This window comes from Formosa sp. L2A11, assembly GCF_009796865.1.
Lineage (GTDB): Bacteria > Bacteroidota > Bacteroidia > Flavobacteriales > Flavobacteriaceae > Formosa.
In genome coordinates this window covers 3,757,046-3,783,741 of record NZ_CP047028.1, presented here as the reverse complement: position 1 = coordinate 3,783,741, position 26,696 = coordinate 3,757,046, and the positions used below count along the sequence as shown (strand labels likewise).

Sequence of the window (26,696 nt, the reverse complement as noted above, 5' to 3'; positions counted from 1 at the left end):
AAAAAAAAATGCTTTGCTATTGAATTTTAAGATTTTTTTCCTCATGTTTATCGGACATTGTAAGCTACGAAAAAATAATGAAACTTTAGTATGATAATTGACGAAATAGAAATAAGAGTACGATATGGCGAAACCGACCAAATGGGGGTTGTGCATCATGGTAATTACGCGCTATACCTAGAAATGGCGCGGACTGAGTGGCTTCGGTCGCTTGGAGTGTCTTATAAAGAGATGGAGGCGCAAGGTATCATGTTACCTGTGATTTCAATGTCTTTAAATTACAAAAAATCAGCTTTTTACGACCAGGTAATTAAAGTAAAAACAATACTAAAAAAGACGCCAGGTGTAAAGATTGATTTTGACTTCGAAATCACTAATCAGGAGGGAGAATTGTTGGTTTTAGCCAATACAGTTTTGGCTTTTATAAATATGGAAACTAAACGTCCTATGAAATGTCCGAAATATATACTAGATCTTATACCCGAATAATCTTACAGTTTTTTTATGTCGACTTCAAATAGAATGCTGAAACTGTTAAAAACAGCTTCAGCATCTTTTTTTCTAACAGAAATAGTGAGTTCACAATTCAGTTCTAATTTCTGATTAATCACATTTAAATTTTTCTCTTTAATAATACGCATCACCTTATTCATGTTTTTATAATCGAAAACAATAAGGTAATCTATATTTATAGTGCACTCTACAATTTTAGAAGCTTCCAAGCTTAATTGAGCAGATGTTCTATATGCGTTAATTAAGCCGCCAACTCCTAACTTAACGCCGCCAAAATAACGCACAACAATAATTAACACGTTTGTGACGTCGAAGGATTGTATTTGTCCGTAAATAGGCATGCCTGCAGAGTTGTTTGGTTCGCCATCGTCATTTGCGCGATAAGCAATAGTTTCTGTTCCTAACTGGTAAGCGTAACACCAATGTCTTGCAGAATGATGTTGCTTTTTTATGGCTTCTAAATGTGCTTTAACATCTTCTTCTGTCTTTACAGGAAAAACATATCCAAAAAACTTACTATTCTTTTCTTTAAAGAGGGTTTCTTCAGACGGTTTTAAAATCGTATTGTATGTGTCTTTTGTCTCCAAATATTAACTAAAAAGTTCTTTTTTTGTTTCAAATAAAGTGATTATGTCTTCCGTTTCTGGATTAATATTCCAGGTGTGTATGCCCAAGTTTTTCTGCAGCAACGGTGTTTTCTGTGGTGTCGTCTATAAAAAGTGTTTCTGCAGGCACTAAATTATTTTTCTTTATTACAAACTCATAAATGTCTGCTTCAGGTTTTCTTAGGTTAATTTCGTGTGATAAATAAAACACATCAAAACAGTTTTTAAATTCATTATAAAAGGGCACGTGTGCTTTTACAAATTCGATATGTAAATCGTTAGTGTTGCTTAATAAAATGAGTTTATATTTTTTGCTTTCAGACAGTTTTTTTAAAAACTCTAATCTGTATTCTGGAAAATCTTTTAAAATGGAGTTCCATATTTCTAATATTTTTTCAGAAGATACTTCTGGGAATGCTGTTTCGTAAAATTCTATAAATTCAGACGTATCCATTAATCCCATTTCGTAAAGACTATTTATATGTACTAAATCTTCAGGAAGACTGTCTAATTTAAAATTAAGTAAAGCATTTTCTAAAGCGCCAACTTTATCTAAATTGATAAAGACATCGCCAAAATCGAATATTATTGTTTTAATCATTGGTGTAATATTTTAAAGTATCGTTTAATATTTTGGTCTCTAAGGCTGGCTTAGCTATTATTACAGGTGCTTTTGTGCCTTGTAGAAAGGTGTTTGTACCGTAAAATACGCGGGCTTCGTCCCAGAGGTTTTCATCTATAAAAGTTTGAAGCGTTTTATTTCCTCCTTCAATAATTACAGACGTTATATTGTGTTTGTGTAAGCATTCGCAAATTTGAAACCCTAAAGGTTTTGAGAAATCTAATTCAGTTTCTGTTAATTTTATCGTTTTAGCAGCGGTATTAAATACGGCGTAGTTGTTTGGAAGATTATTATGGGTGTCTATTACAACACGTGTAGGTTGCAAACCTGTCCAATCGCGTACTGTTAAACTGGGATTATCTTGTATAACTGTATTGCCGCCAACTAAAATAGCTTGTTCTTCGGCTCTCCATTTATGTACTAATTGTCGGGAATAGATGTTTGTAATCCAAACTGGTTTTTGTTCGTTTTTTGTTGTAGGAGCTAAAAAACCATCTGCAGATTCTGCCCATTTTAAGATAATGTGTGGTCTTTTTTTATTGTGAAACGTAAAAAAGCGTTTATGGTGTGCTTTGCATTCAGCTTCTAAAACACCAACAGTAACATCGCATCCTGCATTTTTTAACCTTTTTATACCTCGACCAGCAACTAAAGAATTATCGTCTACCATTCCTATAACAACTTTAGGAATTTCGTGTTTAATAATAAGGTCGCTACAAGGTGGTGTTTTTCCAAAATGCGAACAGGGTTCTAGTGTTACATATAAGGTAGCGTGTTTTAAAAGTAATTTATCTGTAACCGATTGAATGGCATTAACTTCTGCATGTGCTCCGCCGTAAGGACTAGTGAAACCTTCTCCAATAATTAAGCCGTTATATACAATAACACAGCCCACCATTGGGTTTGGTCGGGTTGTTCCTAATCCGTTTTTGGCAATTTCTATACAGCGATTTATGTATTTTTCATGTATCTTCACGTCACAAAAATAAGATTAAAAATGGGGATGAGCCATTTCAAGATAAGAGAAATTCAAACTAAAGATAATCAGCAAGTCGCAGCAGTGATTCGCGAGGTGTTAGTTGGTGCTGGTGCGCCAAAAATTGGTACAGCTTACGAAGACAAAGCTCTAGATGATATGTTTGAAACGTATAATAAACCCAAAACAACCTATTTTGTTGTCGAAGAAAACAATCGTGTAATTGGAGCAGCAGGAATTGGTCCTGTAGATGGTGAAGATGATGTTTGCGAATTACAAAAAATGTATTTTTTAGATGAAGCTAGAGGTCGCGGAATAGGAAAACAAATGATGGATACGTGTTTGCAAAAGGCAAGAGATTATGGTTTTAAGCGTTGTTATCTAGAAACCTTACCTTATTTAAAATCGGCAATCCATTTATATAATAAAATAGGATTTAAAAATTTAGATGGCCCGATGGGGAAAACCGGACACTATTCTTGTACGGTTTGGATGATAAAAGAACTATGAAGTTAAAAGATATTAAACAGACGTTTCATGACGCTTTAGATGCTGAATATGATAAAAGAGAGGTCGATCATTTCTTTTTTATGATTTGCGAATATTATTTCAATTTTAAACGCATTACTTTGGCTTTAGAACCCGATTACAGTATTTCTGAAGCCGAATCCATTCCTGTTTTAGATGCTTTAGAGTCTTTAAAAAAACACGAGCCTATTCAGTATGTTTTAAAAACTACTGAATTTTTTGGTTTAGAATTTCAGGTGAATAATTCGGTGTTAATTCCTAGACCAGAAACCGAAGAGTTAGTCGCATGGATTATAGAGTCTGATTTAGATAAAATAAAAAAACCATTACGTATTCTAGATATAGGAACAGGAAGTGGGTGTATTGCAATTTCGTTAGCAAAACAGTTTACAAATGCAGATGTTTTTGCTGTAGATGTAAGTGAAGATGCAATAGCGGTAGCAAAGAAAAATGCCAAACATAATAATGTAACGGTTAATTTTATTCATGCAGATATTTTATCTGTAGAGACATATAAAAATGCAGATTTTAAATTACCATTTGATGTTATTGTTTCAAACCCACCGTATGTTCGTGAGTTAGAGAAGCTTCAAATGAAAGCAAATGTTTTAGAACACGAACCGCATTTAGCATTGTTTGTCGAAGATCATGATCCGCTTAAATTCTATAAAGCAATCACAAAATTGGCTAAAGTTAATTTAGTAAAGGATGGATTGTTGTTTTTTGAAATAAATGAATTTTTAGGTCAGGAAATGAACGATTTATTACAAGAACATAAATTTATACATGTAGAATTGCGTCAGGATATGTTTAAAAGAAATAGAATGATTAAAGGAATTAAAGAGATATGAAATCTATAGCTGTTTTTTGTGGATCGAGCGATGGTACCGATTCAAAAATAAAATCTGAAGCCTATCAATTAGGGAAAACCTTTGGCGAGCAAAATATTACATTAGTATACGGTGCTGCCAAAATAGGGATTATGGGAGAAGTTGCTCGTGGTGTAATGGATAAAGAAGGAGATGTTCTTGGAATTATTCCAGGCTTTTTGGAAACTAAAGAAATTGTTCATCCTAATTTATCAGAACTTATCGTGACTAATAACATGCACGAGCGTAAGGTAATTATGTATGAAAAATCGGATGGATTTATAGTTCTTCCTGGTGGCTTTGGTACTATGGACGAGTTTTTCGAGGTTACTACTTGGGGACAATTAGGACTTCATGTAAAACCTATTGGGATTTTAAATATTAATGGTTTTTTCGACCATTTATTAGCTTATTGTAAAACCATGGTCGAGCGTGGGTTTTTAAAACAAGACAATTTAGATGCGGTTGTTGTAGATAATACGATAGACGGTTTATTAGAAAAAATGAATAATTACAAACCATTGCCAGCACCAAATTGGTTAAATAAAGATAGATTGTAAGGATGACTATTGAAGCACAAATTCAGCAATTAAGAGACGAGTTAAACGATTATAATTATAAATATTACATTTTAGACGAAAGTGATATAAGTGATTTTGAGTTCGATATGAAACTTAAATCATTACAAGATTTAGAGTCTAAGCATCCGGAATTTAATGATATTAACTCGCCTACAAATAGAGTGGGGGGAACAATTACTAAAAATTTTAATACTGTAGTTCACGATTACCGCATGTATTCTTTATCGAATTCATATTCTAAAGACGATTTGATGGCATGGGAAGAACGTGTTAAAAAATTAGTAGATGGAGATGTGTCTTATACGTGTGAACTAAAATACGATGGAGCTTCAATAAGTTTAACTTACGAACATGGTAAGCTTACAAGAGCAGTTACTCGAGGAGATGGTGTGCAAGGCGATGAAGTTACAGCCAATATTAAAACCATAAAAACGGTGCCTTTAACTTTAAAAGGAGATTACCCTGATAAGTTTGATATTCGAGGTGAAATTGTATTGCCGTTTGAAGGCTTTAATAAAATGAATGAAGATCGTATTGAAATAGGTGAAGAGCCATATAGAAATCCGAGAAATACCGCGTCAGGAAGTTTAAAATTACAAGATAGTAGTGAAGTTGCTAAACGTCCGTTAGAATGTTTGCTCTATACTATAATAGGCAGAAATTTAAACATTCAGTCGCAAATAGAAGGTTTGCAAAAAGCAAGAGATTGGGGCTTTAAAGTACCAAATGCTGCTAAATTGGTACATTCTATAGACGAAGTTTTTGAATTTATTGAGTATTGGGATGTGCACAGACGTAATTTGCCTTATGAAACCGATGGTGTGGTTATAAAAGTGAATAGTTTTCAGCATCAAGAAGAATTAGGTTTTACATCTAAATCGCCACGTTGGGCAATAGCTTATAAGTTTAAGGCCGAACGTGTTTCTACACGGTTAAACGAAATTACATATCAGGTTGGTCGTACAGGAGCAATAACTCCAGTAGCGAATTTAGAACCTGTAGAGCTTGCAGGAACAACGGTCAAACGAGCATCTTTACATAATGCAGATCAAATTGCGAAATTAGATATTCGTGAGGGTGATGAAGTGTTTGTAGAAAAAGGAGGAGAAATTATACCTAAAATTATTGCTGTAGATTTAACACAACGCCCAGCAGATTCTAAGCCTACAGAATATATTACACATTGTCCAGAATGTAATACCGAATTGGTAAGACAAGAAGGAGAAGCGCAACATTATTGTCCAAATTATAATGGTTGTAAGCCTCAGATTATTGGTAGAATTCAGCATTTTATCTCAAGAAAAGCCATGGATATAGATGGTTTAGGAGGGGAAACAGTTGCTTTATTAGTACATGCTGGTTTAATTCATAATTATTCAGATTTATTTGAATTAACAAAGGAAAACGTTTTGCCTTTAGAGCGTATGGCAGAAAAAAGTGCAGATAACTTAATAAAAGGTGTAGAAAACGCTAAACAAGTTCCTTTCGAGCGTGTCTTGTATGCTTTAGGAATTAGATATGTTGGAGAAACTGTTGCTAAAAAATTGGTTAAACATTTTAAATTTATAGATGCAATTGCAGAAGCGACGGAAGAAACTTTGGTAGATGTGGACGAAATTGGAGTTAAAATAGCAAAAAGTGTTGTTGAGTTTTTTCAATCAGAACAAAACAAAATTATAATAAATAGATTAAAAGGTTTTGGCGTTTCGTTAGAGATTTCTGAAGATGCCTTGGCTAATCAATCAGATTCTTTAGCTGGAAAAATATTTGTAGTTTCAGGTGTGTTTACAACAGTTTCTAGAGATGAACTTAAAAAAATGATAGAAGATAACGGCGGAAAAGTGGGGAGTTCAATTTCTTCAAAAACTAGTTTTGTCGTTGCTGGAGATAAAATGGGGCCAAGTAAACGTACTAAAGCAGAACAATTGGGGATTGAAATTTTATCGGAAAGTGATTTCTTATCATTGTTAAATGTTTAGTGATTTTTTAAAATTTGAGGTGTTCTTGCTAGAAGTCAGCAAGTTTAATTATTAATAATTACATTTGTTAGCTTGTCTATTATATATCTATGAGAAAAACATATTTTATTTTAATTATATTATTCATTTTAAGCGTATCATATTTGTTCTTACAGTATGCTGAGTTTTATAGTGTTTCAAATGTTATTATGGCATTAGTAGTGCCTTTTATTTGTATTTTTTATTTGTTAACTCATAAAAATCAACTGTTATATTTTACTGCATTTTTAGTGTTGTTTTCTTTGGCTCATCTTTTAGCCTTTTTTAGTGAAACTAAATATTTGTATGAGAATTTAGTTTACTTTTTAGCAAATTTTTTATATATATCAGCTTATGTATCTTTAATTTTTGGGATTTTTAAAAGTATGCGTTTTAGAGATATTGTGCCCCGATTTAATCTTACCATAATTATTTTGTTATTATTAAATTCTTATGTGTTATATTCTTTAATAAATGGTGATTTTTCAATTAATTCTCCTTCTACAGAAACGGTAATAGGGGCTAGTGAAGTTCCTGAATTTGTAGGGGCTGCTACTTTAGATGAAGAAATTATCCCGTTAGGGGATACAATACCATCTATTGTTTTAGAATTTGTATACAATCTGGTAATTTTAATTCTATTAAATGTATCGTTTATTAACTATTTGTATAGAGAAAACACAAGATCTCTATTTTTGTTTATAGGGTCGATATGTATTGTTTTTTCTGAAGTTATTCAGTACGCAATATTGTATCCTTCAGAGAAAGTTGAATTAAATATTATATGTTATCTTTTATTAATTACAGGGTTTTCGCTCTTTTATTTCTTTGCTATTCAAAGTCCTAATAAGGAATTCAAAGCAATTGAATTGTAAAAAAGATATTTTCGCCTCTTTTTTTATATTGCTTTCAGAATGTGTTTCATCGAAATATTACTTTTTTTTTCGATAAAGTGTATGATTAATACGGTGTATAGTTGTATGTTTGTGGAACCTACTTATGATTGTTTATTTTGAAGAACTGGATTAAATTTAATTATAGTAAGATCTTTATATCGATTTTACTTCTTCTTATAGGCGTTAATGTTTTTGCAACTGTGTTTCATCATGAATTTCTGTTGCAATGCGTTAAACCCCTATTTGTACCTGTGTTCGTCGTTTTCTACTTCTCTAGATGCGACTACATTAGCTGGTACCTTGTGTCGTTTTTTTGTTTTTCATTTTTAGGTGACTTTACATCTGTTGTTGTTGATGCTAATTCTGTTATAAAATTTAGTAACCTATTTTATTTGTTGGCACATTTAAGTCTCTTAAGCTTAGTGATAACAAAGTTTAAAGGCATAAAATTCGGAACGTTTTTAGGGACTTATTTAATAGTTGTATTTATTGTAAATACCTATTTGTTATATCAACTATATACTGTTTTAGACGATATTATAACGAGTCCGACAGAAGTATTGTTTTTTGGTTTACGTAGTGTGACCTTAATAGTACTCGCTTTTTTCTCTTTTGCAGTCTATTTAAATGCAGACACTAAATCGTCTATTTTGTATTTAGTAATGGCTTTATGTTTTATATTTTCTGAAGTGTTATTTTACATCAGAAATTATTACATCTACGATTGGAGTTTAGTACTTGTAGAGCGCTTACTGTACGGTTGCGGATTGGTTTTCCTTTTCTACTATATGGTCACTAAAAATAAAGCCAAAAAAAGAGCGTTAAAAATACGCTCTTATAATTTTGTGTTTAATAAACATAAAAAATAAACTACTACACAAGAATAGAAGTTTCTTCTGCTGCTTTGTTTTTGTTATCGTCAAAATAGAAATCTATTTTTCCAAGATTAATACCGTAACATCCTACTTGGTTTACAAGCATGTTTTTGCCTTCAATATTTTCTACTATGGTAGGTTTGGCAAGAAAGGTGTGTGTGTGTCCGCCAATAATTAAATCAATATTTTTGGTTGCAGCTGCAAGCTTTAGATCATCAATCTTATCTTCAGTTCTATATTTGTAACCTAAATGGGATAAGCAAATAATTAAATCGCATTGCTCTTGTTCTTTTAATACACGAGTCATTTCTTGAGCGGCTTCAATAGGATCTAAATACTTTGTTTCTTTATACATTGCAGGATCTACAAGGCCATGAAGTTTTATTCCTACTCCAAATACACCAATTTTAAGTCCGTCTTTTATAAAGACCTTATATGGCTTGGTGTGTGTATTCATTATAGTATTAGTGAAGTCGTAATTAGAAATTAGAAACGGAAACTCTGCGTGAGGTAATTGTGCATATAAACCGTCTACACCATTATCAAAATCATGATTTCCTATAGTTGCAGCATCGTATTTTAGTTTGCTCATTAATTTAAATTCCAATTCGCCACCATAAAAATTAAAATAAGGTGTGCCTTGAAATATATCTCCAGCATCTAAAAGTAAAGTATTCGGATTGTCTAAACGTATAGAGTCTATTAAGGTTGCACGTTTAGCAACACCTCCTAGATTTGCATTTCTACCTTCATTAGGTCCGAAGGGATCTATATGGCTATGCACATCGTTGGTGTGTAAAATGGTTATTTTTTTTGTTTTTGTAGCAGTAGTAAAAGAGGATAAGCTTAATCCTCCTAAAGCAACTAAAGATGTTGCTACTGTAGATTGTTGTATAAAGTCTCTACGTTTCATAACACGCTGAATTTATTTTATTTGGATAAATCTGTCGTCTATCACAGGGTTTATAGTATCTACTTTAGTAAAGTAATCGATAAGTGCATTTCTTAATTTGTAATTTAAAACGTAAAGACTATCGCTAGGTCTAAAAAACGTCATATTGTCTCCTCCGTTATAAAGGTATTCGTTTGTTGCTACGTAATACGTTTTGTTTTCGTCTACAGGTTGCCCTTTTACTAAAGCTTCAACAATATTAAAATCGGAATTAATAACGAGTTTTAGCTTAGAAATGGGATGTGCCGTTTTAGCTTTTCTTAAATACGTTAAAGCCTCATTTACATTTTTCCCTTTTATAGCAGCGACAACAATACTGTTTTCAAAAGGCATAATTTCGTAAGCGGTATTTGAAGTAATATCACCTTTAGTTATTTGAGCTCTAATACCTCCTTTATTAAGTAAAACAAAATCTATATCGTGACCTGTTCTTCTTTTAAATATGGGGTTAGATTGTTCGTAAATAGCATCTGCCATAAAGTTTCCTATAGCAGTATTGTATTTTCCGTTGGCTTTATTATAAGTATCTGGAGCGTAAGCTAAAACACTATCTAGAGTGTTAGTAACGTGATCGTGATACGGTTTTATGAAGTTAGCTATGTCTTGATCTGGTTTTATTTCTTCTGAAATAGGAATTTCTTTTCCTTCAATTTTAGATAGACTTACAGGTGGTGTTTTGCAACTTGCCAAAAATAAAAGGCACGTACAAGCAATTAATTGTTTAAAAATCATAATTAAACTTAAAAAATTTACTGAAGTATGGTTATACTTTTTCTACATTTGCTAAAAGTTTAAAGATAAATGATTTTAAAAGGTTTTAGGGAAAAATCTAATAAAAAGTATTTTAATAAAATGTTAGCAAATCGTAAGGTTTCTAACACCTCAAAACCTATTGAAAGTTTGGGGGTTATATTAAATATTGACGAAGTTTCTAATATAGAAGCTATAAAATCTATGTCTAAATTTTTAAATATTAGACCTAATAGTTTTAAAATAATAGCTTATTCAGAGGCAGAACAGGTAGAGGCTATGGAGTTTCCTTGTTACTCTCCTAAAGATATAGGTTGGGGAGGTAAGATTAAAAACATTGAATTGGATATGTTTTTAAAGACTAAATTTGATGCTTTAATTAGTTATTATTTTACAGATAATTTAGATTTAAAAGTCCTTACAGCTGCAGCTAATGCAGATTTTAAAATAGGAGTTTTACAAGAAGAACAACGGTTAAACGATTTAATAATTAATGTAAATCCAGAGGCTATAGAAGTGTTTAAAAAGGAGCTTTTAAAGTACTTAAGTATATTAAAAAGAATTTAAAAAGATGAATAGTAAATTAATAGGTACTGGAGTTGCTCTAGTTACACCCTTTAAGGCAGATCTTAGTGTAGATCATGATGCTTTAACCCGAATTGTTAATTTCAATATTGAAAACGGTACCAATTATTTAGTTATAATGGGAACTACCGGAGAGAGTGCAACGGTTACTAAAGCCGAAAAGGAAGCTATTATAAAAACTATTGCTAAAGCAAATAACGGTCGTGTGCCTTTAGTTTTAGGAATAGGAGGGAATAATACAGCTGTAGTTATTGAAGAGATTAAAGCTACAGATTTAAGCATTTTTGATGCGGTACTTTCTGTGTCTCCTTATTATAGTAAACCAACACAAGAAGGCGTTTATCAGCATTTTAAAGCTATTTCAGAAGCGTGTCCTATTTCTATCATTTTATATAATGTTCCCGGAAGAACAGCGTCTAATATGTTACCGGAAACAACAATTAGATTAGCAAACGATTTTAAAAATATTGTAGCTGTTAAAGAAGCAGGTAACAATATTGGTCAATATTTAAAGTTATTAAAAGATAAACCAGAAGACTTTTTAGTTATTTCTGGAGACGATGATCTTGCTTTAGGTGTTATTTTAGCAGGTGGTGCTGGCGTTATTTCTGTAATTGGTCAGGCTGTTCCTGCACAATTTTCTAAAATGATTCAATTAGGATTAGAAGGAAAAGCCAAAGAAGCTTACGATATTCATTATAAATTAATGGACGTTGTTGGTTATATTTTTGAAGAAAATAACCCCTCTGGAATTAAGGCTGTTTATGAAGCTTTAGGTTTATGTCGTGCAGATGTAAGATTGCCGTTAGTAGAGGCTACGTCTGGATTAAAGGAAAAAATTAAAGCATTTGTAGATGCTTTTTAAGTGCTTTTAAATAAGTTGTTTTTGTCACTTAAGAGACAGGATGTTTTTAATAAAATGGTTTAAAAGTTAAAATATACTTAAAGCTAATTGTAACCTAATTACATCCTTTAATTTAGCTGAAAAATATTATTTTTAAAATCAATAAGAATAGCTTAATTTTGCATTCTGTTAAAAAACTATGGGGAAATATTTATACATTTTATTCGCGTTTATTGTTTTAAGTTCATGTGGTGAATACCAAAAAACACTTAAAGCTACAGACATTGGGAAGAAATTTAAAATGGGAGAAGAACTTTACGATCAAGGAGAGTTCGCTAAAGCCAATAAATTATTCGCTCAAATCGTGCCTAGTTACCGAGGTAAACCACAAGCAGAGAAACTTATGTATATGTACGCGCAATCGTACTATGGCATGAAAGACTATTATGTTTCTGGTTACCAGTTTGATCGTTTTGCAGATTCATATCCAAAAAGTGAGAAATTAGAAGAGGCTTCGTTTTTAGCAGCTAAGAGTTATTATAAATTGTCTCCTGTTTACAGTAAAGACCAATCAGATACTAAAGATGCTATAGAGAAATTGCAATTGTTTATCAATCAATTTCCACAATCAGAGTACTTAAGTGAAGCGAGTGGTTACATTAGAGAGTTAGATGAGAAATTAGAACGTAAGGCGTTCGAAATTGCAAAACAGTATAATACAATCTTAGATTATCAAGCGTCTATTAAATCGTTCGATAATTTTCTATTTGAATTTCCTGGAACTTCATTAAGAGAAGAAGCTATGTATTATAGATTTGATTCGGCTTATCAGTTAGCAATATTTAGTATTGAACGTAAAAAAGAAGAACGATTACAATCTGCAGAAGGGTATTATAAAGATTTAATGAAAGGGTTTCCAGAAACTCAATTTTCAGAATCTGCAGTTAAAATGTATGAACAAATAGTAGAAGAATTAAAAAATTACAGCACTAAAAGTTAATATAATGGATTTAAAAAAAATCAATGCGCCTTTAAGTACAGTTACGTACAACAAGAATAAAGTTGACGAACCAACAGGAAATATTTATGAAGCAATTTCTATTATTTCTAGACGTGCAGATCAAATCAATACTGAGATTAAAAAGGAACTAATTGAAAAATTAGAAGAATTTGCAACTTATAACGATAGTTTAGAAGAGATTTTTGAAAACAAAGAACAAATTGAAGTTTCAAAATTCTACGAAAAATTACCTAAACCACACGCTTTAGCGGTACAAGAGTGGTTAGACAATAAAGTATACTACAGAAACACTGACGAAGACGTTCAGTAAATAATAAGCTATGTCAATATTAAGCGGCAAAAACGTACTGTTAGGCATTAGTGCAGGTATAGCTGCTTACAAGACAGCTTCATTAGTAAGATTATTTGTAAAAGCAGGTGCAGACGTAAAAGTCGTTATGTCACCTGCTTCTATAGGTTTTGTTACTCCCCTAACTTTATCTACACTTTCTAAAAACCCTGTTGTTTCTTCATTTTATAATGAAGAAGACGAGAGTGCGGTTTGGAATAGCCATGTAGAATTAGGCCTTTGGGCCGATCTTTTAATTATTGCTCCTGCAACTGCAAATACCATGTCTAAAATGGCAAATGGTACCTGCGATAATTTATTATTAGCGACTTACTTATCGGCTAAATGTCCGGTGTATTTCGCTCCTGCAATGGATTTGGATATGTTTAAACATCCATCTACATCCCAATCGTTTAAAACGTTACAAAGCTTTGGTAATATTATGATTCCTGCAACGTCTGGCGAATTAGCTAGTGGTTTGGTTGGAGAAGGGCGTATGGCAGAACCAGAAGATATTGTAGCATTTATAGAAAATCATATCTTAGGCAATTTGCCTTTATATGGTAAAAAAGTCATGATTACAGCTGGACCAACTTATGAAGCTATAGATCCTGTACGTTTTATAGGAAATCATTCTAGTGGTAAAATGGGATTCGAGTTAGCCAAAACAGCAGCTAATCTTGGTGCAGAGGTTACTTTAATTTCTGGACCTACCAATCAATCTCTTCAACATGGTTTAGTTAAAATTGTTCCTGTTGTTAGTGCTCAAGACATGTATAATCAAGCACATTTGTTTTTTAAAGATTCAGATGTTGTAATATGTGCTGCAGCTGTAGCAGATTATAAACCAAAAGAAGTTGCGACTCAGAAAATAAAAAAGGACGATAGTACGTTAACATTAAAGTTGGAGAAAACTAAAGATGTTTTAGCGTCTTTAGGTGCTATAAAAACGAATCAGTTTTTAGTTGGTTTTGCTTTAGAAACTAATAATGAATTAGAACATGCTAAAGGAAAATTAAAACGTAAAAATTTAGATTTAATCGTTTTAAATTCTCTTAACGATAAAGGTGCCGGTTTTAAGGCAGATACAAATAAAATAACGCTTATCGACACCGAAGAACATATTACAGAATTTAATTTAAAATCTAAAGCAGTCGTTGCTCAAGATATATTCAACGAAATATTAAATCAATTACATGCGTAATATCTTTTTTGTTCTATTTTTTAATGCTTCTATGAGTCTTACTGCTCAAGAATTAAACTGTAAAGTTGTTGTTAATGCAGAACAAACTGGAGACGAAAATGTAAAAGTATTTACAACTCTAGAAAAGCAGCTTACCGAATTTATTAATAATAAACGGTGGACAACAAGAGGCTTTAAGTTAAACGAACGTATTAATTGTAGTATGGTTATTATTGTTAGCGATTACGATAACGATAGCTTTACTGCAACCATACAAGTACAGTCTACTAGACCCGTTTATGGTTCTTCTTACACGACTCCAGTTTATAACTTTAACGATAAAAATTTTACGTTTAAGTATGCAGAGTTTCAAAACCTGAACTTTAGCGAAACACAATATGAGTCTAATTTAATTTCGGTTATAGCATTTCATGTGTATATGATTCTTGGTTTAGATGCAGATTCTTTCGAGTTAAATGGTGGAGACGAATATTTAAACCAAGCACAAAACATTGTTAATTATTCGCAACAAGAAGGCTATAAAGGTTGGAAATTATCAGATGGTTCGCAGTCAAGATATGTTTTAATAGACAATATGGTATCGCCTACATACAAAGAATACCGCGAAGTGATGTACAAATACCACAGAGATGGTTTAGATAAAATGAGTACAGACCTAAAAGCAGGTAAACAAGCCATTGCATCTTCCATAATTTCGTTTCAGGCCATGAATAACAGAAGACCAAATTCTTTTCTGTTACGTGTGTTTTTCGATGCTAAAAGCGATGAAATAGAAAGTATATTTTCCGACGGACCTAGCGTAAATGTTTCCGATCTTCTAGACGTATTAAGTAAAGTAGCTCCTACATATTCTAGTAAATGGAGAAATATTAAGTTTTAATTGATTACGACTTAAATCTAAATTATCTTTGATTTACAAATCTAAAGCACTTAATTACATTGCTAACATCTCTATCTATAAAAAACTATGCCTTAATCGATGATTTACAGGCAGATTTTAATACTGGTTTTACCATAATTACCGGAGAAACCGGAGCAGGAAAATCTATTTTATTAGGTGCATTATCTTTAATTTTAGGTAAGCGCGCCGATTTATCTTCTTTAAAAGACGATTCTCAAAAATGTATTATTGAAGCTGTTTTCGATGTTTCAAATTATAATTTAGAACCTATTTACGAACAAGAAGATCTGGATTTTGAAACACATACTATTATAAGACGTGAAATTTTACCTTCAGGTAAATCGCGTGCCTTTGTAAACGATTCTCCAGTAACGGTAAGTAGTTTGCAAGCATTAGGAGAACGTTTAATAGATATTCATTCGCAGCACCAAACCATGCAACTTACCGACGATGCCTTTCAGTTTCAGGTTATAGATGCATTGGCAAAAGTAGAAGAACCTTTAGTAGAATATAAAGGGTACTTAAAAACATATAAGTCGGTTCAGAAAGAATTAAAAAAATTACAAGATTTTCAAGCCGAAGCGAATAAAGAACACGAATACAATTCTTTTTTACTTCAAGAATTAATCGATGCTAAATTAGTAGATGGTGAATTTGAAAAGTTAGAAGAAGAATACGAAACGCTTGATAATATTGAAGCGATTAAAGAAAAGTTAGGAGCCTCTCATCAATTATTAAATGATGAACAAATAGGAGGTCTAGCTATTCTTACCGAAATAAAATCTAACTTCAGTAAGATTGCTTCATTCTCTAAGAATTACAAAGAATTGTACGATAGGATTGATAGTAATTTAATTGAGTTGTATGATATCTTTACAGAGATAGAAGCTTCTGAAGATGCACTTGAAGCAGATCCAGCCCGATTAGAGGTTGTAAATACAAGATTGCAGTTACTACATAATTTAAAGAATAAACACTTTGTTTCAACCATTTCAGAACTTATAGATATTCAGAATGCTTTAGACGAAAAAGTAGGGATAACCGAAAATTTAGATAAAAACATCAAGAAGTTAAAAACAGAAATTGGTAAACAAGAAAAGGCTTTAAATGCTTTAGCTAAAACCATTCATGCTAAACGTTCTGAAGTTATACCTGTTTTAAAATCGCAATTAGAAACATTATTGGCAGATTTAGGTATGCCAAATGCACAGTTTCAAATTACATTAAAAGTGGCTTCAGAATTTCATTCAAACGGAAAAGACGATTTACAATTTCTGTTTTCAGCAAATAAAGGTGGTACATTTAAAGCATTAAACAAAGCCGCTTCTGGAGGAGAATTATCTCGAATTATGTTGGCTATAAAATCTGTACTTTCAAAATATATACAGCTACCAACCATTATGTTCGATGAGATTGATACTGGTGTTTCTGGTGAAATTTCTAATAAAATGGGAGTAATCATGAAGCACATGAGTGAAAGCATGCAAGTGTTTGCAATTACACATTTACCTCAAGTTGCAGCAAAAGGAGATACACATTTAAAAGTTTATAAAGAAGATATAAACCAAGTTACAACTACAAACTTAATTGTAATTGAAGGAGAAGAACGGGTTGTAGAAATAGCGCAAATGCTTGGTGGGTTAGAATTATCTAGTTCTGCAATTGCTCATGCAAAACAACTTTTGCATGAATAATTTATTATAAAGCAAAATGTAATTCACTATTTAGTCTTTCTGTGTACGTCTTCTTTTTTAAGATGTGATTTAGACGGCGATAATTGTAGCGTAATTATAGAAAATGGAGAATGTATTCCCGATTATGTATTTCCTTTAAACACAACTATACAAGAAGCTGAAAAATATTACAACAATAAATATGGCGTAATTGTGTGTAATTGTGATAATTGGCTGTATAAAAGCGTTAGGATTATTACTAACAATGAATTATTAATAGAATAAAAAGTTTTCATAACTTTGACCATCCTAGGAAATAGACCTAGACAAAGTTAATATAAGAATTAAAAAAGATGTCATACAATTTATTAAAAGGAAAAAAAGGAATCATTTTTGGAGCATTAGATGAAAACTCTATCGCTTGGAAAACTGCAGAACGTGTTCATGAAGAAGGCGGAACGTTTGTTTTAACCAATGCACCAGTTGCAATGCGTATGGGACAAATTAATGAGCTTGCAGAAAAAACAGGTTCTCAAATTATTCCTGCTGACGCAACTTCTGTTGAAGATTTGCAAAATTTAGTTGAAAAATCTATGGAGATTTTAGGCGGAAAAATTGATTTTGTTTTACATTCTATCGGGATGTCTATAAATGTTAGAAAAGGAAAACATTATACAGATCAAAATTATGAATTCACTAAAAAAGGAACAGATGTTTCTGCAATGTCTTTTCATAAAGTAATGCAAACGCTTTATAAAGCAGATGCTATGAACGAGTGGGGAAGTATTGTTGCATTGTCTTATATGGCTGCACAACGTGTATTCCCAGATTATAACGATATGGCAGAGAATAAAGCCTATTTAGAAAGTGTTGCTCGTAGTTTTGGATATTTCTTCGGAAAAGATAAAAAAGTAAGAGTAAATACAATTTCGCAATCTCCAACACCTACAACAGCAGGTAGTGGTGTAAAAGGATTTGATGGTTTTATTGCTTATGCAGATAAAATGTCGCCTCTTGGAAATGCAACAGCAGCAGACTGTGCAAACTATACTGTTGCTATGTTTAGTGATTTAACTAAACGCGTGACTTTACAAAATTTATATAATGATGGTGGATTTAGTAATATGGGTGTAAGTAACGAAGTTATGGAAGCTTTTGTAGAATCTGTGAACAAATAATATTAGACCTTTATAAGTCTTTTAAAAGCTGCCTAAAAAGGCGGCTTTTTTTATGCATTTAACTACATTTGTGTATGCGTTTACAGTACTCTTTTATTATTCCTGTTTATAATCGTCCTGATGAAATTGAGGAACTACTTGTTAGTTTTGTCAATCTAAAAACGACTTTAAATTTTGAAATTGTAATTATTGAAGATGGGTCTTCTAAGACTTCAGAAACAGTTGTAAATACCTTTAAAGACCAGCTAAATATTACTTATTTTTTTAAAAAAAATTCTGGTCCTGGCGATTCTAGAAACTTCGGAATGCAAAAAGCAAAAGGAAATTATTTTATTATTCTCGATTCCGATTGTGTGTTGCCTTCAAATTATTTAAACCAAGTAGATGCTAGTTTAAGTGCCGAATTTGTAGATTGTTTTGGTGGTCCAGATGCTGCAGATACATCGTTTACAAATCTTCAAAAAGCCATTAATTTTTCAATGACGTCTTTTATTACTACTGGAGGAATTCGTGGCCATAAAAATCAGGTTGGGAAATTTCAGCCCAGAAGCTTTAATATGGGCTTATCTAAAAAAGCTTTTGTAGCGTCTAAAGGGTTTGGGACAATTCATCCAGGCGAAGATCCAGATTTATCTATTAGATTATGGGGTCTTGGTTTTAATACCAAATTAATTTCAGAGGCTTTTGTGTATCATAAACGTCGCATATCATGGTCTAAGTTTTACAAACAAGTACATAAATTTGGAATGGTTCGTCCTATTTTAAATCTTTGGCATCCACAAACTGCAAAAATTACGTATTGGTTTCCTACGCTCTTTATATTAGGCTTACTTTTTTCTGTTATAGCTAATATATTTCAGTTTAAATGGCTATTAATGGGGTATGTTTTGTACTTTATAGTGGCTTTTTTATTAGCGTTAATTCAGTCTAAAAATATAATAGTTGCTGTATTATCTATACCTGCAATTTTTATTCAATTTATAGGTTATGGCTACGGATTTTTAAAATCGTTTTTAAAAATTCATGTTTTTAAAAAAGACGCAGAACGCGTGTTTCCCGAATTATTTTTTAAATTATCTAAATGAAAGATATTAAATCAAGATTTTTAAAATTTGTAAAGAGTAAGAAAATAAACATTTTTGCACTGTTTCTGTTATTGTCTTTTACCATTTTAGTATTAAATAAACTGTCTAGAACGTTTTCTAATACCATTACATTTTCTGTAGAAACTATTAATCTACCAGAAACGTACGTGATTTTAAACGATAGTAGCCAGAAATTGAATATTACGCTTAAAACATACGGGTTTAAGTTTTTAAGATATTATATATCTAAACCCGATTTAATTTTAGATTATAATGATAAACTTCATCTAACAGATTCTTCTTTTGTGTGGAGTTCACATAGATCTTATTCTAAAATTAATGAACAGTTCGATAAAGATATTGAAATTGTAAGTGTCCTTCCAGATACATTACTTTTTAAATACGATCAAAATGCCACTAAAGATGTTCCTGTGGTATTGGAAGAAAATATAAAATTTAGTCCTGGTTTTGATGTTTTACATGCGTTTTCTATAACTCCAGATACCGTACATATTGTTGGTCCAGAAAAAATAGTTAATAGTATAACGTCTATTAAAACAAAGTCTTTAGAGCTTGAAGATGTACATTTAGACATCGATCAGAATATAAGATTGGAATTGCCCAAAGAGAATAAACTAATTAAATTTTCTCATCATAAAGTACGCTTAAAGGCAAAAGTAGAAAAATTTACAGAAGGCACTTTTAATATTCCTGTAACCATGATAAATGTGCCCTCTAATTTATCTTTAAAGTTTTATCCGAAATCTGTTTCGGTGTCTTTTTACACTAATTTAAGCGGATTTAATAAAGTACAAGCTAAAGACTTTAAAGTAGAATGCGATTATAATAAGCATGTAGACAATCAGTCGTATTTAGTGCCAGAACTTATAGCACAACCCGAAGCGGTAAAGAGTGCTAAAATAATTCATCAAAAAGTAGAATTTATAATTTCAGAATGATAGTAGTTGGTTTAACAGGAGGTATAGGAAGCGGTAAATCTACCGTAGCAAAGGCATTTCATGATGCATTTGGTGTTCCTACATATATTTCAGACGATGAAGCAAAATTGTTAATGGTAACTTCTCCTGAAATAAAATCGGAATTAATAATATTGTTCGGAGCCAATGCTTACCAAGATAATGCGCTAAATAAACCTTTTATTTCTAATGCGATTTTTAATAATAAAGATTTATTAAAGCAAATGAATGCTATAGTGCACCCAAGAGTTTCTGCACATTTTAAGACTTGGGTAAATAATCAAGAAGCGCCTTATGTTTTAAAAGAATCGGCTATTTTATTTGAAAGTCATGCAGATGTATTATGCAATCAAATAATAACCGTAACTTTAGATAAAGTGACAAAAATGGAGCGTCTTTTAAAACGAGATGAGACTACGATTGAAAAAATAGAATCGATCATGAAACAACAATGGACAGACGCTATGCGCATTGCTAAATCGGACTATGTTATTGTAAATGATACTATGGCGCATATGAAACAGCAAGTAGAAGATATTCATACTACTATACTTAATAAAATTAAATAAAAGAGCAATTTTAACAATTCTGTTAATGTAAGGTTAAATGTTAAAAAAGCTAAATGTTAAAATACTAATTTTGACCGATGAGTAAGAAGTTATTTATATTGCTAGTAGTTTTAATGAGTTTATCTCTGGTAGGAATAATCTTTGTACAAGCTCGATATATTAGTGATTCTGTAAAGAATGAAGAGAAGCAATTTACGTTTAATGTAAAGAAAGCATTAAGTTTTGTTTCTAAAGATATCGAGGAACGCGAATTAAATAAATACTTTAAAAAGTTTCAACGTTTAGTCGATCAAAAAAAGGAAGCAGATACTATAGCAATCACGCAACTTTTATTAAATCAGCAAAACGAAAGTACAGACGAAACTTTAATTTATAGAAGTGGTATTTTAGAACAAAACTATAAGTTATCATCATCGATCTTTGACATAGGTTTAGATAGTATTAATATTAAACGTATTATAGGTCAGTCTGAAACTAAAGTGTATAGTAATAAAAGTGTTTTAGAAAACAATGTAAATGTTAATCCAGTTTTGAGTATTTCGAATATTGGACGATTTAATGAAGCAGAAAAGCAGAGTTTTGAAGAAGCATTTAAGGTGCTTACCAGTAGGACACCAATTTATAAACGTGTTAAAAGTGAAGAAATAAAACGATTATTATCGAAAAAACTTCATGAAGATAATATAGATATAGATTACGAATTTGCAATTTATAGTAACGATTTAGCAACCAAAGTACAAAGTGATGGTTTCGAATTGAAAGAAGATAAAACGTTTAGTATACCCATTTTTCAAAACGATAATAGTCAGAATAATTTCAGATTATTAGTAAACTTTCCAGAACGAAATAAGTTTATTATGTCGTCTGTTGTTGGTATGATGTTGTTATCTTTCATATTTACATCAATTATTATTATTGCATACACAAGTGCTTTATACCAGTTAGTAAAACAGCGTAAAATTTCTGAAATTAAAAATGATTTCATTAATAACATGACGCATGAGTTTAAAACACCTATAGCAACAATTAATTTAGCTTTGGATGCGATAAAAAATCCGAAGATTATTGATGATAAAGAGAAGGTAATGCGTTACCTTAGAATGATTAAGGAAGAGAATAAGCGTATGCATGCACATGTAGAAAATGTGTTAAGAATATCTAAACTTGAAAAAAACGAACTAAATATTAGTAAGGATAGGGTAGACTTGCACGACTTAGTAGAAGATGCTATGACTCACGTAGAATTAATAGTAGAAGATAGACAAGGTTTTATAAAATTACATTTAGATGCCGATAAGTCTTCTGTATTAGCAAGCGAAACACACTTTACAAATGTTATAGTTAATATGCTGGATAATGCAATAAAGTATTCTCCTGATGCACCAAAAATAGATGTGTATACAGAACATATTGGGAATAGTATTTTATTAAAAATAAAAGACCAAGGAAGCGGAATGAGTAAAGCCGCTCAAAAAAGAGTTTTTGAGAAATTTTATAGAGAACACACTGGAAACATACATAATGTAAAAGGACATGGTCTTGGCCTTGCATATGTTAAACGAATAGTAGATGATCATCAAGGTCATATTTCGGTAGAAAGTGAGAAAGGAAAAGGAAGCACATTTATTGTTAAACTTCCATTAATATCATAATGTTATGAGCGAGCAACATAAGAAAATTTTATTAGTAGAGGATGATCCAAATTTTGGAACTGTTCTTAAAGATTATTTAACCATGAACGATTACGATGTTACCCATGCTAAAAATGGTATGGAAGGCTTCGAAAAGTTTAAGAAGGACGATTTCGATTTGTGTATTCTTGATGTCATGATGCCTTATAAAGATGGTTTTACTTTAGCTAAAGAAATTAGAGAAAAAAATACAGAAGTGCCTATTATCTTTTTAACTGCAAAAGCAATGAAAGAAGATGTGTTAAGAGGATATAAAGTAGGAGCAGACGACTATTTAAACAAGCCTTTTGATAGTGAAGTGTTATTAATGAAGATTCATGCAATCATTCAACGTAAGGCTTCAGAAACGGTTACAGATAGTAAACAATTCGAATTTAAGATTGGTAATTTTGATTTAAACTCTAAATTAAGATTCTTAAAATTAAATGACGAAGAGCCTATTAAATTATCACCTAAAGAAAACGAATTATTACGTTTGTTAGCTTTACATGAAAATGATTTAATGCCTAGAGAATTAGCATTAACAAAAATATGGAGAGACGATAATTATTTCACTTCTCGTAGTATGGATGTATATATTGCTAAATTACGTAAGTACTTAAAAGGAGATCCTAATGTTGAAATTTTAAACATTCATGGTGAAGGTTTCCGTTTGGTAATTAACATCCAAAAGTCATAATATTTACCATATAGATATAAAAAAAACCAGCTTTATGCTGGTTTTTTTATGTCTTATATTTACTTACAAGAAGTAAAAGATATTGTTTCTTTTGTGCTATTTAAAAGATTAATCCTAGTATTTGCGCACATATAATAAGTAATACCATAGCAATAGGATAAACTGTTGCATAAGCTACAGAAGGTGCGTCTGTAGTTGTCATAGTGTCTACAGCAGCTAAACCAGGAGTACTTGTCATAGAACCTGTTAATGTCCCTAATAAGGTTAGTATATTTATCTTAAAAAACATACGAGCTACAATAGTCGCTAAAACCATAGGGATAAAAGTTATTAAACCTCCAATTAAAAATAATTTAATTCCGTATTGAGAATAGGTTTCAACTAAAGTTGCTCCTGCATTTGTTCCAACCACTGCTAAGAATAGCATCAGTCCGAATTGTCTTAATAATTGGTTAGAGTTACCACTCATAACCCAAAGTACATTTCCTGTTTTTCCTAAGCGTCCTAAAATCATGGCTACAATAAGTACACCACCAGTAAGACCTAAGTTAAAACTAAAAGAATCTCCGAAAGAAAGCGATACACCTCCAACAAAAATACCAATAACAATACCTAAAGCTAATGGGAAAAAGTCTGTGTCTGAAAGTTTACTTTTATTATCACCTATAAGTCTTGATATTTGTGAAGTACAACTTTTCTGGCTAGAAATCATTAATTTATCTCCAATTTGAAGTCTTAATGTCGTGTTAGGAGATAAATCTATACCACTTCTTCTTATTCTAGTAATAGTAGCATTAAAGTTATCTTTTAAGTTTAATTCTCCTAATGTTTTATTTACTAGAGAGGTTTTTGTCATTAAATAAGATTGTACTACAAAATCTTCACCTAAAGAGATTTGAATATCTACTTTTGGACCAATTAGAAGTTCTACACGTCTTAAGGCTTCTTCTGTTCCAACCACTCTTATATAGTCTCCTTTGTGTAAAACAGTTGTTTTTGTAGGTACAAATGCTTTGTTGTTATGCTGTACTCTAGAGATAACACCTTTTGTCATCGATCTAACTTTTAGTTCAGCAATAGTTCTATCTATAGCTCCTTCGTTTTCTACTTCAAAATTACATCTTGTAATGATATCGAAATGTCCGTTTACTTTTTGTTCATAATCTGCTTCTTCTTTAGAAATATCGATTCTGAAAAGTTTAGGGTATAATTTTACAAATAAAATAACACCAATGACTCCAAAAGGATAAGCAATACCATAACCAATTGAAGCTAAGGGAGAATGTGTAACATCTATAGCGGTAGCTAAACCAGGTGTACTTGTTAAAGCACCAGCCATTAATCCTATAGCGATAGATTTATCAATTCCTAAAAATTGAATAGATAAGAATGTAATTAAAGCTGCTGTAAAAATAACAATGGCAGAAAGTACAACAAGATTTTTACCTTGTTCTTTAAAAGATTCAAAAAATCCAGGTCCAGCCTGTAAACCTATGGTATAGATAAATAATATTAATCCTATTTTTTGTAATATATCAGGCAGTTCGACTCCAAAATGGCCAAAAAGTAACGCAACAAAAATAATTGCCGATACATCCAGAGAAATACCCTTAATTTTAATATTACCGATAATAAAACCGATACAAATTATTACAAAAAGAGCTAAGTAAGTCGCATTTAAAAATTCCATCTAGTAAATTTTAATAAGTTGCAAAAGTAATTTATATTTAAAAGGTAGTTAATGACTTTTATCATTATAAGACAAGAAAAAAACTGTAGTAAAACAGTCTAAATATTTAATTCTAGAATATCTTTTGTTATCATAAAAATGATTTAAATCTTAAACAAAACAACATTTAAATTTTTGTTAAATTTAAAACTTTTTTACAATCTGATATAATTTCTTAAGCACCATTTATAGATTTGTTGTTAAATAAATGCTTTGCAAAAAGTTTTTAATGAGAATGTATTTACATTAGTAATATTGAAAAATAAATACCGCTTTTTATGCTTCAATTTTACTTTCTATATCCTGAATAATGGTTCTTATTGGCGTTTCATAATCAAACCATAGTGTGTTTTCGTTTCGTTTAAACCAAGTAAGTTGGCGCTTAGCAAAACGTCTTGAATTTTTCTTAATTTCTGAAATCGCAAAATCTAATGTCCATTCTCCCTTTAGGTAATTAAACAGTTCTTTATATCCAACCGTATTTAACGCATTTAAATGTTGTTTGTCTTCTAACGATTTTACCTCATCAAGCAAACCTTGTTCCATCATAATATCTACACGTCTGTTTATACGGTCGTAAATAATTTCACGATCTGCTTTAAGACCAACGGTAATGGTTTTAAATGTTCTTGAATCTTTATTCTTATTTAAGAAAGAAGAGTAAGGTTGCCCTGTGCCTAAACAAATTTCTAATGCTCTAATAACACGATGTGGATTATCTATTGCAATAGTTTTAAAAGATTTAGGATCTAGTTGCTCTAGTTGCTCTTGTAAACTTTTTAGACCTTCACTATCTAGTTGTGCATTTAAAGCAATACGTATGTTTGTATCTACTTTAGGGAAATTGTCTAGACCACGCGTAATCGCATCTATATATAAACCAGATCCACCAACCATAATTGCGGTATTATGTGTTTTAAATAGTGTTTCTAAAGTGTGTAAAGCTTCTTTCTCGAAGGTTCCAACATTATATACATCTTCTATAGATTTATGATGAATGTAATGATGTGGTGCTTCAGATAATTCTTCGGGAGTTGGAGCAGCTGTACCAATTTGCATTTCTTTAAAAAACTGTCTTGAGTCTGCCGAAATAATTTCGGTTTTAAAGTGTTTAGCCAGTTTAATACTTAACGCCGTTTTTCCAATTGCTGTTGGACCAACTATAGATATAAGATAATGATTTGTATTCAAAGGTTTAAGAATTGTGCAGTGATTCGCCGCAATTATAACAATATTTAGCACCGTCTCTATGATCGCTTTTTAAGCAATTAGAACAGGATTGCGAATTTAGATTAATGTTTCTTTTTACAGGCTTTTCTGGTGTGGGATTTATAGGGTTTCTTGTCTGATTACTATATTCTGCAGAAACAATTCCTGTAGGAACGGCAATTATACCGTAACCCAAAATCATGACTAAAGAAGCTATAAGTTGTCCTAAAGGAGTTTGCGGTGCAATATCTCCAAAACCAACAGTTGTTAGTGTTACGATACACCAATATACACTTTTTGGTATGTTTGTAAATCCGTTTTCTTCACCTTCAACCAAATACATAATGGTTCCTAAAATAATGGCAAGAATCACTACGGCAAATAAAAATACTGAAATTTTAGCACGACTAGCTTTTAATGCTGTCACTAAATTATTAGAAGCCCCTAAAAAGCGTCCCAGTTTTAAAATTCTAAAAACACGTAACAGTCTTAGCGCTCTTAAAGCAATTAAGGCATGAGTTCCTGCAAATAATATAGATAAGTATTTTGGAGCCGTAGATAGTAAATCTATAACGCCATAAAAACTAAAAATGTATTTAAATGGTTTCTTTACTGTTATAATTCTAGCAATATATTCTATTGTAAAAAGTACAGTAATAATCCATTCTAGAATATTTAAAAGATCGTGATATTTTGAATCTATAGCTTTTACGCTCTCTAGCATAACCAAAACAATACTTGCTATAATGATAACAAGTAGCATAACGTCGAATAATTTACCAGCGGGTGTATCTGCCTCGTAAATTATTTCGTGTAACTGATCTTTCCAGTTTTTTTTCTGTGTGGGTTTGCTCATAAA

The 26,696-nt window shown here is 31.4% G+C and carries 28 protein-coding genes; 20 read left to right on the top strand and 8 right to left on the bottom strand.

What is annotated here, in order from left to right; all coding sequences use genetic code 11:
• The first annotated feature begins 90 nt into the window (after nt 1-90).
• On the top strand, nt 91-489 hold the full coding sequence (locus tag GQR95_RS16550; protein ID WP_159024183.1) for a thioesterase family protein: 399 nt from the start codon (nt 91-93) through the stop codon (nt 487-489).
• Between the two features lie 2 nt (nt 490-491).
• Here GQR95_RS16550 and GQR95_RS16545 read toward each other — a convergent pair whose 3' ends face one another.
• From GQR95_RS16545 to ribD, 3 genes are all read right to left on the bottom strand, one after another.
• Nucleotides 492-1,100: a YigZ family protein gene (locus GQR95_RS16545; RefSeq protein ID WP_159024182.1), complete on the bottom strand. Its 609-nt coding sequence runs from the start codon at nt 1,098-1,100 to the stop codon at nt 492-494.
• Nucleotides 1,101-1,161: 61 nt separating this feature from the next.
• Nucleotides 1,162-1,719, bottom strand: coding sequence for an HAD family hydrolase (locus tag GQR95_RS16540; protein WP_370514514.1), 558 nt, complete (start codon nt 1,717-1,719; stop codon nt 1,162-1,164).
• A complete protein-coding gene (gene ribD, locus GQR95_RS16535; RefSeq protein WP_159024181.1) occupies nt 1,712-2,716 on the bottom strand; it encodes a bifunctional diaminohydroxyphosphoribosylaminopyrimidine deaminase/5-amino-6-(5-phosphoribosylamino)uracil reductase RibD in 1,005 nt (334 codons plus the stop codon). The genes GQR95_RS16540 and ribD overlap by 8 nt, the downstream gene beginning before the upstream one ends.
• Nucleotides 2,717-2,743: 27 nt before the next feature.
• Between ribD and GQR95_RS16530 the strand changes: the two genes are divergently transcribed.
• The 6 genes from GQR95_RS16530 (at nt 2,744) to GQR95_RS16505 (ending at nt 8,456) form a co-directional block, all read left to right on the top strand.
• Nucleotides 2,744-3,226, top strand: coding sequence for a GNAT family N-acetyltransferase (locus GQR95_RS16530; RefSeq protein ID WP_159024180.1), 483 nt, complete (start codon nt 2,744-2,746; stop codon nt 3,224-3,226).
• Entirely contained in the window at nt 3,223-4,095 is an 873-nt protein-coding gene (prmC, locus tag GQR95_RS16525; RefSeq protein ID WP_159024179.1) for a peptide chain release factor N(5)-glutamine methyltransferase, read from the top strand. The genes GQR95_RS16530 and prmC overlap by 4 nt, the downstream gene beginning before the upstream one ends.
• On the top strand, nt 4,092-4,673 hold the full coding sequence (locus GQR95_RS16520) for a TIGR00730 family Rossman fold protein (RefSeq protein WP_159024178.1): 582 nt from the start codon (nt 4,092-4,094) through the stop codon (nt 4,671-4,673). The genes prmC and GQR95_RS16520 overlap by 4 nt, the downstream gene beginning before the upstream one ends.
• A 2-nt stretch (nt 4,674-4,675) precedes the next feature.
• Entirely contained in the window at nt 4,676-6,673 is a 1,998-nt protein-coding gene (ligA, locus tag GQR95_RS16515; protein WP_159024177.1) for an NAD-dependent DNA ligase LigA, read from the top strand.
• Between the two features lie 188 nt (nt 6,674-6,861).
• Complete coding sequence (locus tag GQR95_RS16510; RefSeq protein WP_159024176.1) at nt 6,862-7,566, top strand: hypothetical protein; 705 nt, start codon at nt 6,862-6,864, stop codon at nt 7,564-7,566.
• A 443-nt stretch (nt 7,567-8,009) separates the two neighbouring features.
• The gene (locus GQR95_RS16505) at nt 8,010-8,456 is read left to right on the top strand and encodes a hypothetical protein (protein ID WP_159024175.1); all 447 of its coding nucleotides are present in this window, start codon (nt 8,010-8,012) and stop codon (nt 8,454-8,456) included.
• 4 nt (nt 8,457-8,460) lie between these two features.
• Here the strand turns inward: GQR95_RS16505 and GQR95_RS16500 are convergent, their stop codons facing one another.
• Nucleotides 8,461-9,375: a bifunctional UDP-sugar hydrolase/5'-nucleotidase gene (locus GQR95_RS16500; protein ID WP_159024174.1), complete on the bottom strand. Its 915-nt coding sequence runs from the start codon at nt 9,373-9,375 to the stop codon at nt 8,461-8,463.
• Between the two features lie 12 nt (nt 9,376-9,387).
• Entirely contained in the window at nt 9,388-10,146 is a 759-nt protein-coding gene (locus tag GQR95_RS16495) for a 5'-nucleotidase C-terminal domain-containing protein (RefSeq protein WP_159024173.1), read from the bottom strand.
• Nucleotides 10,147-10,215: 69 nt separating this feature from the next.
• Between GQR95_RS16495 and GQR95_RS16490 the strand changes: the two genes are divergently transcribed.
• The 13 genes from GQR95_RS16490 to GQR95_RS16430 all read left to right on the top strand — a co-directional run bounded on the left by GQR95_RS16490 (nt 10,216) and on the right by GQR95_RS16430 (nt 22,899).
• Nucleotides 10,216-10,731 (top strand): hypothetical protein, encoded by a 516-nt coding sequence (locus tag GQR95_RS16490; RefSeq protein ID WP_159024172.1) that lies wholly within the window; start codon nt 10,216-10,218, stop codon nt 10,729-10,731.
• Nucleotides 10,732-10,735: 4 nt separating this feature from the next.
• Nucleotides 10,736-11,614, top strand: a complete 879-nt coding sequence (dapA, locus tag GQR95_RS16485) for a 4-hydroxy-tetrahydrodipicolinate synthase (RefSeq protein WP_159024171.1) — start codon at nt 10,736-10,738, stop codon at nt 11,612-11,614.
• A 178-nt stretch (nt 11,615-11,792) separates the two neighbouring features.
• Nucleotides 11,793-12,593 (top strand): outer membrane protein assembly factor BamD, encoded by an 801-nt coding sequence (locus tag GQR95_RS16480; protein WP_159024170.1) that lies wholly within the window; start codon nt 11,793-11,795, stop codon nt 12,591-12,593.
• A 4-nt stretch (nt 12,594-12,597) separates the two neighbouring features.
• On the top strand, nt 12,598-12,924 hold the full coding sequence (locus GQR95_RS16475; protein ID WP_159024169.1) for a DNA-directed RNA polymerase subunit omega: 327 nt from the start codon (nt 12,598-12,600) through the stop codon (nt 12,922-12,924).
• A gap of 10 nt (nt 12,925-12,934) precedes the next feature.
• Nucleotides 12,935-14,146, top strand: coding sequence for a bifunctional phosphopantothenoylcysteine decarboxylase/phosphopantothenate--cysteine ligase CoaBC (gene coaBC / locus GQR95_RS16470; RefSeq protein WP_159024168.1), 1,212 nt, complete (start codon nt 12,935-12,937; stop codon nt 14,144-14,146).
• Nucleotides 14,139-15,026: a DUF4835 family protein gene (locus GQR95_RS16465; protein WP_159024167.1), complete on the top strand. Its 888-nt coding sequence runs from the start codon at nt 14,139-14,141 to the stop codon at nt 15,024-15,026. The genes coaBC and GQR95_RS16465 overlap by 8 nt, the downstream gene beginning before the upstream one ends.
• Nucleotides 15,027-15,085: 59 nt before the next feature.
• Entirely contained in the window at nt 15,086-16,741 is a 1,656-nt protein-coding gene (gene recN, locus GQR95_RS16460) for a DNA repair protein RecN (protein WP_159024166.1), read from the top strand.
• Between the two features lie 332 nt (nt 16,742-17,073).
• Nucleotides 17,074-17,898 (top strand): enoyl-ACP reductase, encoded by an 825-nt coding sequence (locus GQR95_RS16455; RefSeq protein WP_159024165.1) that lies wholly within the window; start codon nt 17,074-17,076, stop codon nt 17,896-17,898.
• A 74-nt stretch (nt 17,899-17,972) separates the two neighbouring features.
• Complete coding sequence (locus GQR95_RS16450; RefSeq protein ID WP_159024164.1) at nt 17,973-18,983, top strand: glycosyltransferase family 2 protein; 1,011 nt, start codon at nt 17,973-17,975, stop codon at nt 18,981-18,983.
• Entirely contained in the window at nt 18,980-19,942 is a 963-nt protein-coding gene (locus tag GQR95_RS16445) for a CdaR family protein (protein ID WP_159024163.1), read from the top strand. The genes GQR95_RS16450 and GQR95_RS16445 overlap by 4 nt, the downstream gene beginning before the upstream one ends.
• Complete coding sequence (gene coaE, locus GQR95_RS16440; protein ID WP_159024162.1) at nt 19,939-20,529, top strand: dephospho-CoA kinase; 591 nt, start codon at nt 19,939-19,941, stop codon at nt 20,527-20,529. The genes GQR95_RS16445 and coaE overlap by 4 nt, the downstream gene beginning before the upstream one ends.
• A 77-nt stretch (nt 20,530-20,606) precedes the next feature.
• Entirely contained in the window at nt 20,607-22,181 is a 1,575-nt protein-coding gene (locus GQR95_RS16435) for a sensor histidine kinase KdpD (RefSeq protein WP_199269622.1), read from the top strand.
• Between the two features lie 4 nt (nt 22,182-22,185).
• Nucleotides 22,186-22,899, top strand: coding sequence for a response regulator transcription factor (locus GQR95_RS16430; protein WP_159024161.1), 714 nt, complete (start codon nt 22,186-22,188; stop codon nt 22,897-22,899).
• A gap of 100 nt (nt 22,900-22,999) precedes the next feature.
• Here the strand turns inward: GQR95_RS16430 and GQR95_RS16425 are convergent, their stop codons facing one another.
• The 3 genes from GQR95_RS16425 to GQR95_RS16415 form a co-directional block, all read right to left on the bottom strand.
• Complete coding sequence (locus tag GQR95_RS16425) at nt 23,000-24,589, bottom strand: aspartate:alanine exchanger family transporter (RefSeq protein WP_159024160.1); 1,590 nt, start codon at nt 24,587-24,589, stop codon at nt 23,000-23,002.
• A 315-nt stretch (nt 24,590-24,904) separates the two neighbouring features.
• Complete coding sequence (gene miaA / locus GQR95_RS16420; RefSeq protein WP_159024159.1) at nt 24,905-25,819, bottom strand: tRNA (adenosine(37)-N6)-dimethylallyltransferase MiaA; 915 nt, start codon at nt 25,817-25,819, stop codon at nt 24,905-24,907.
• A 4-nt stretch (nt 25,820-25,823) separates the two neighbouring features.
• The gene (locus tag GQR95_RS16415; protein WP_159024158.1) at nt 25,824-26,693 is read right to left on the bottom strand and encodes an ion transporter; all 870 of its coding nucleotides are present in this window, start codon (nt 26,691-26,693) and stop codon (nt 25,824-25,826) included.
• Nucleotides 26,694-26,696: the final 3 nt, after the last annotated feature.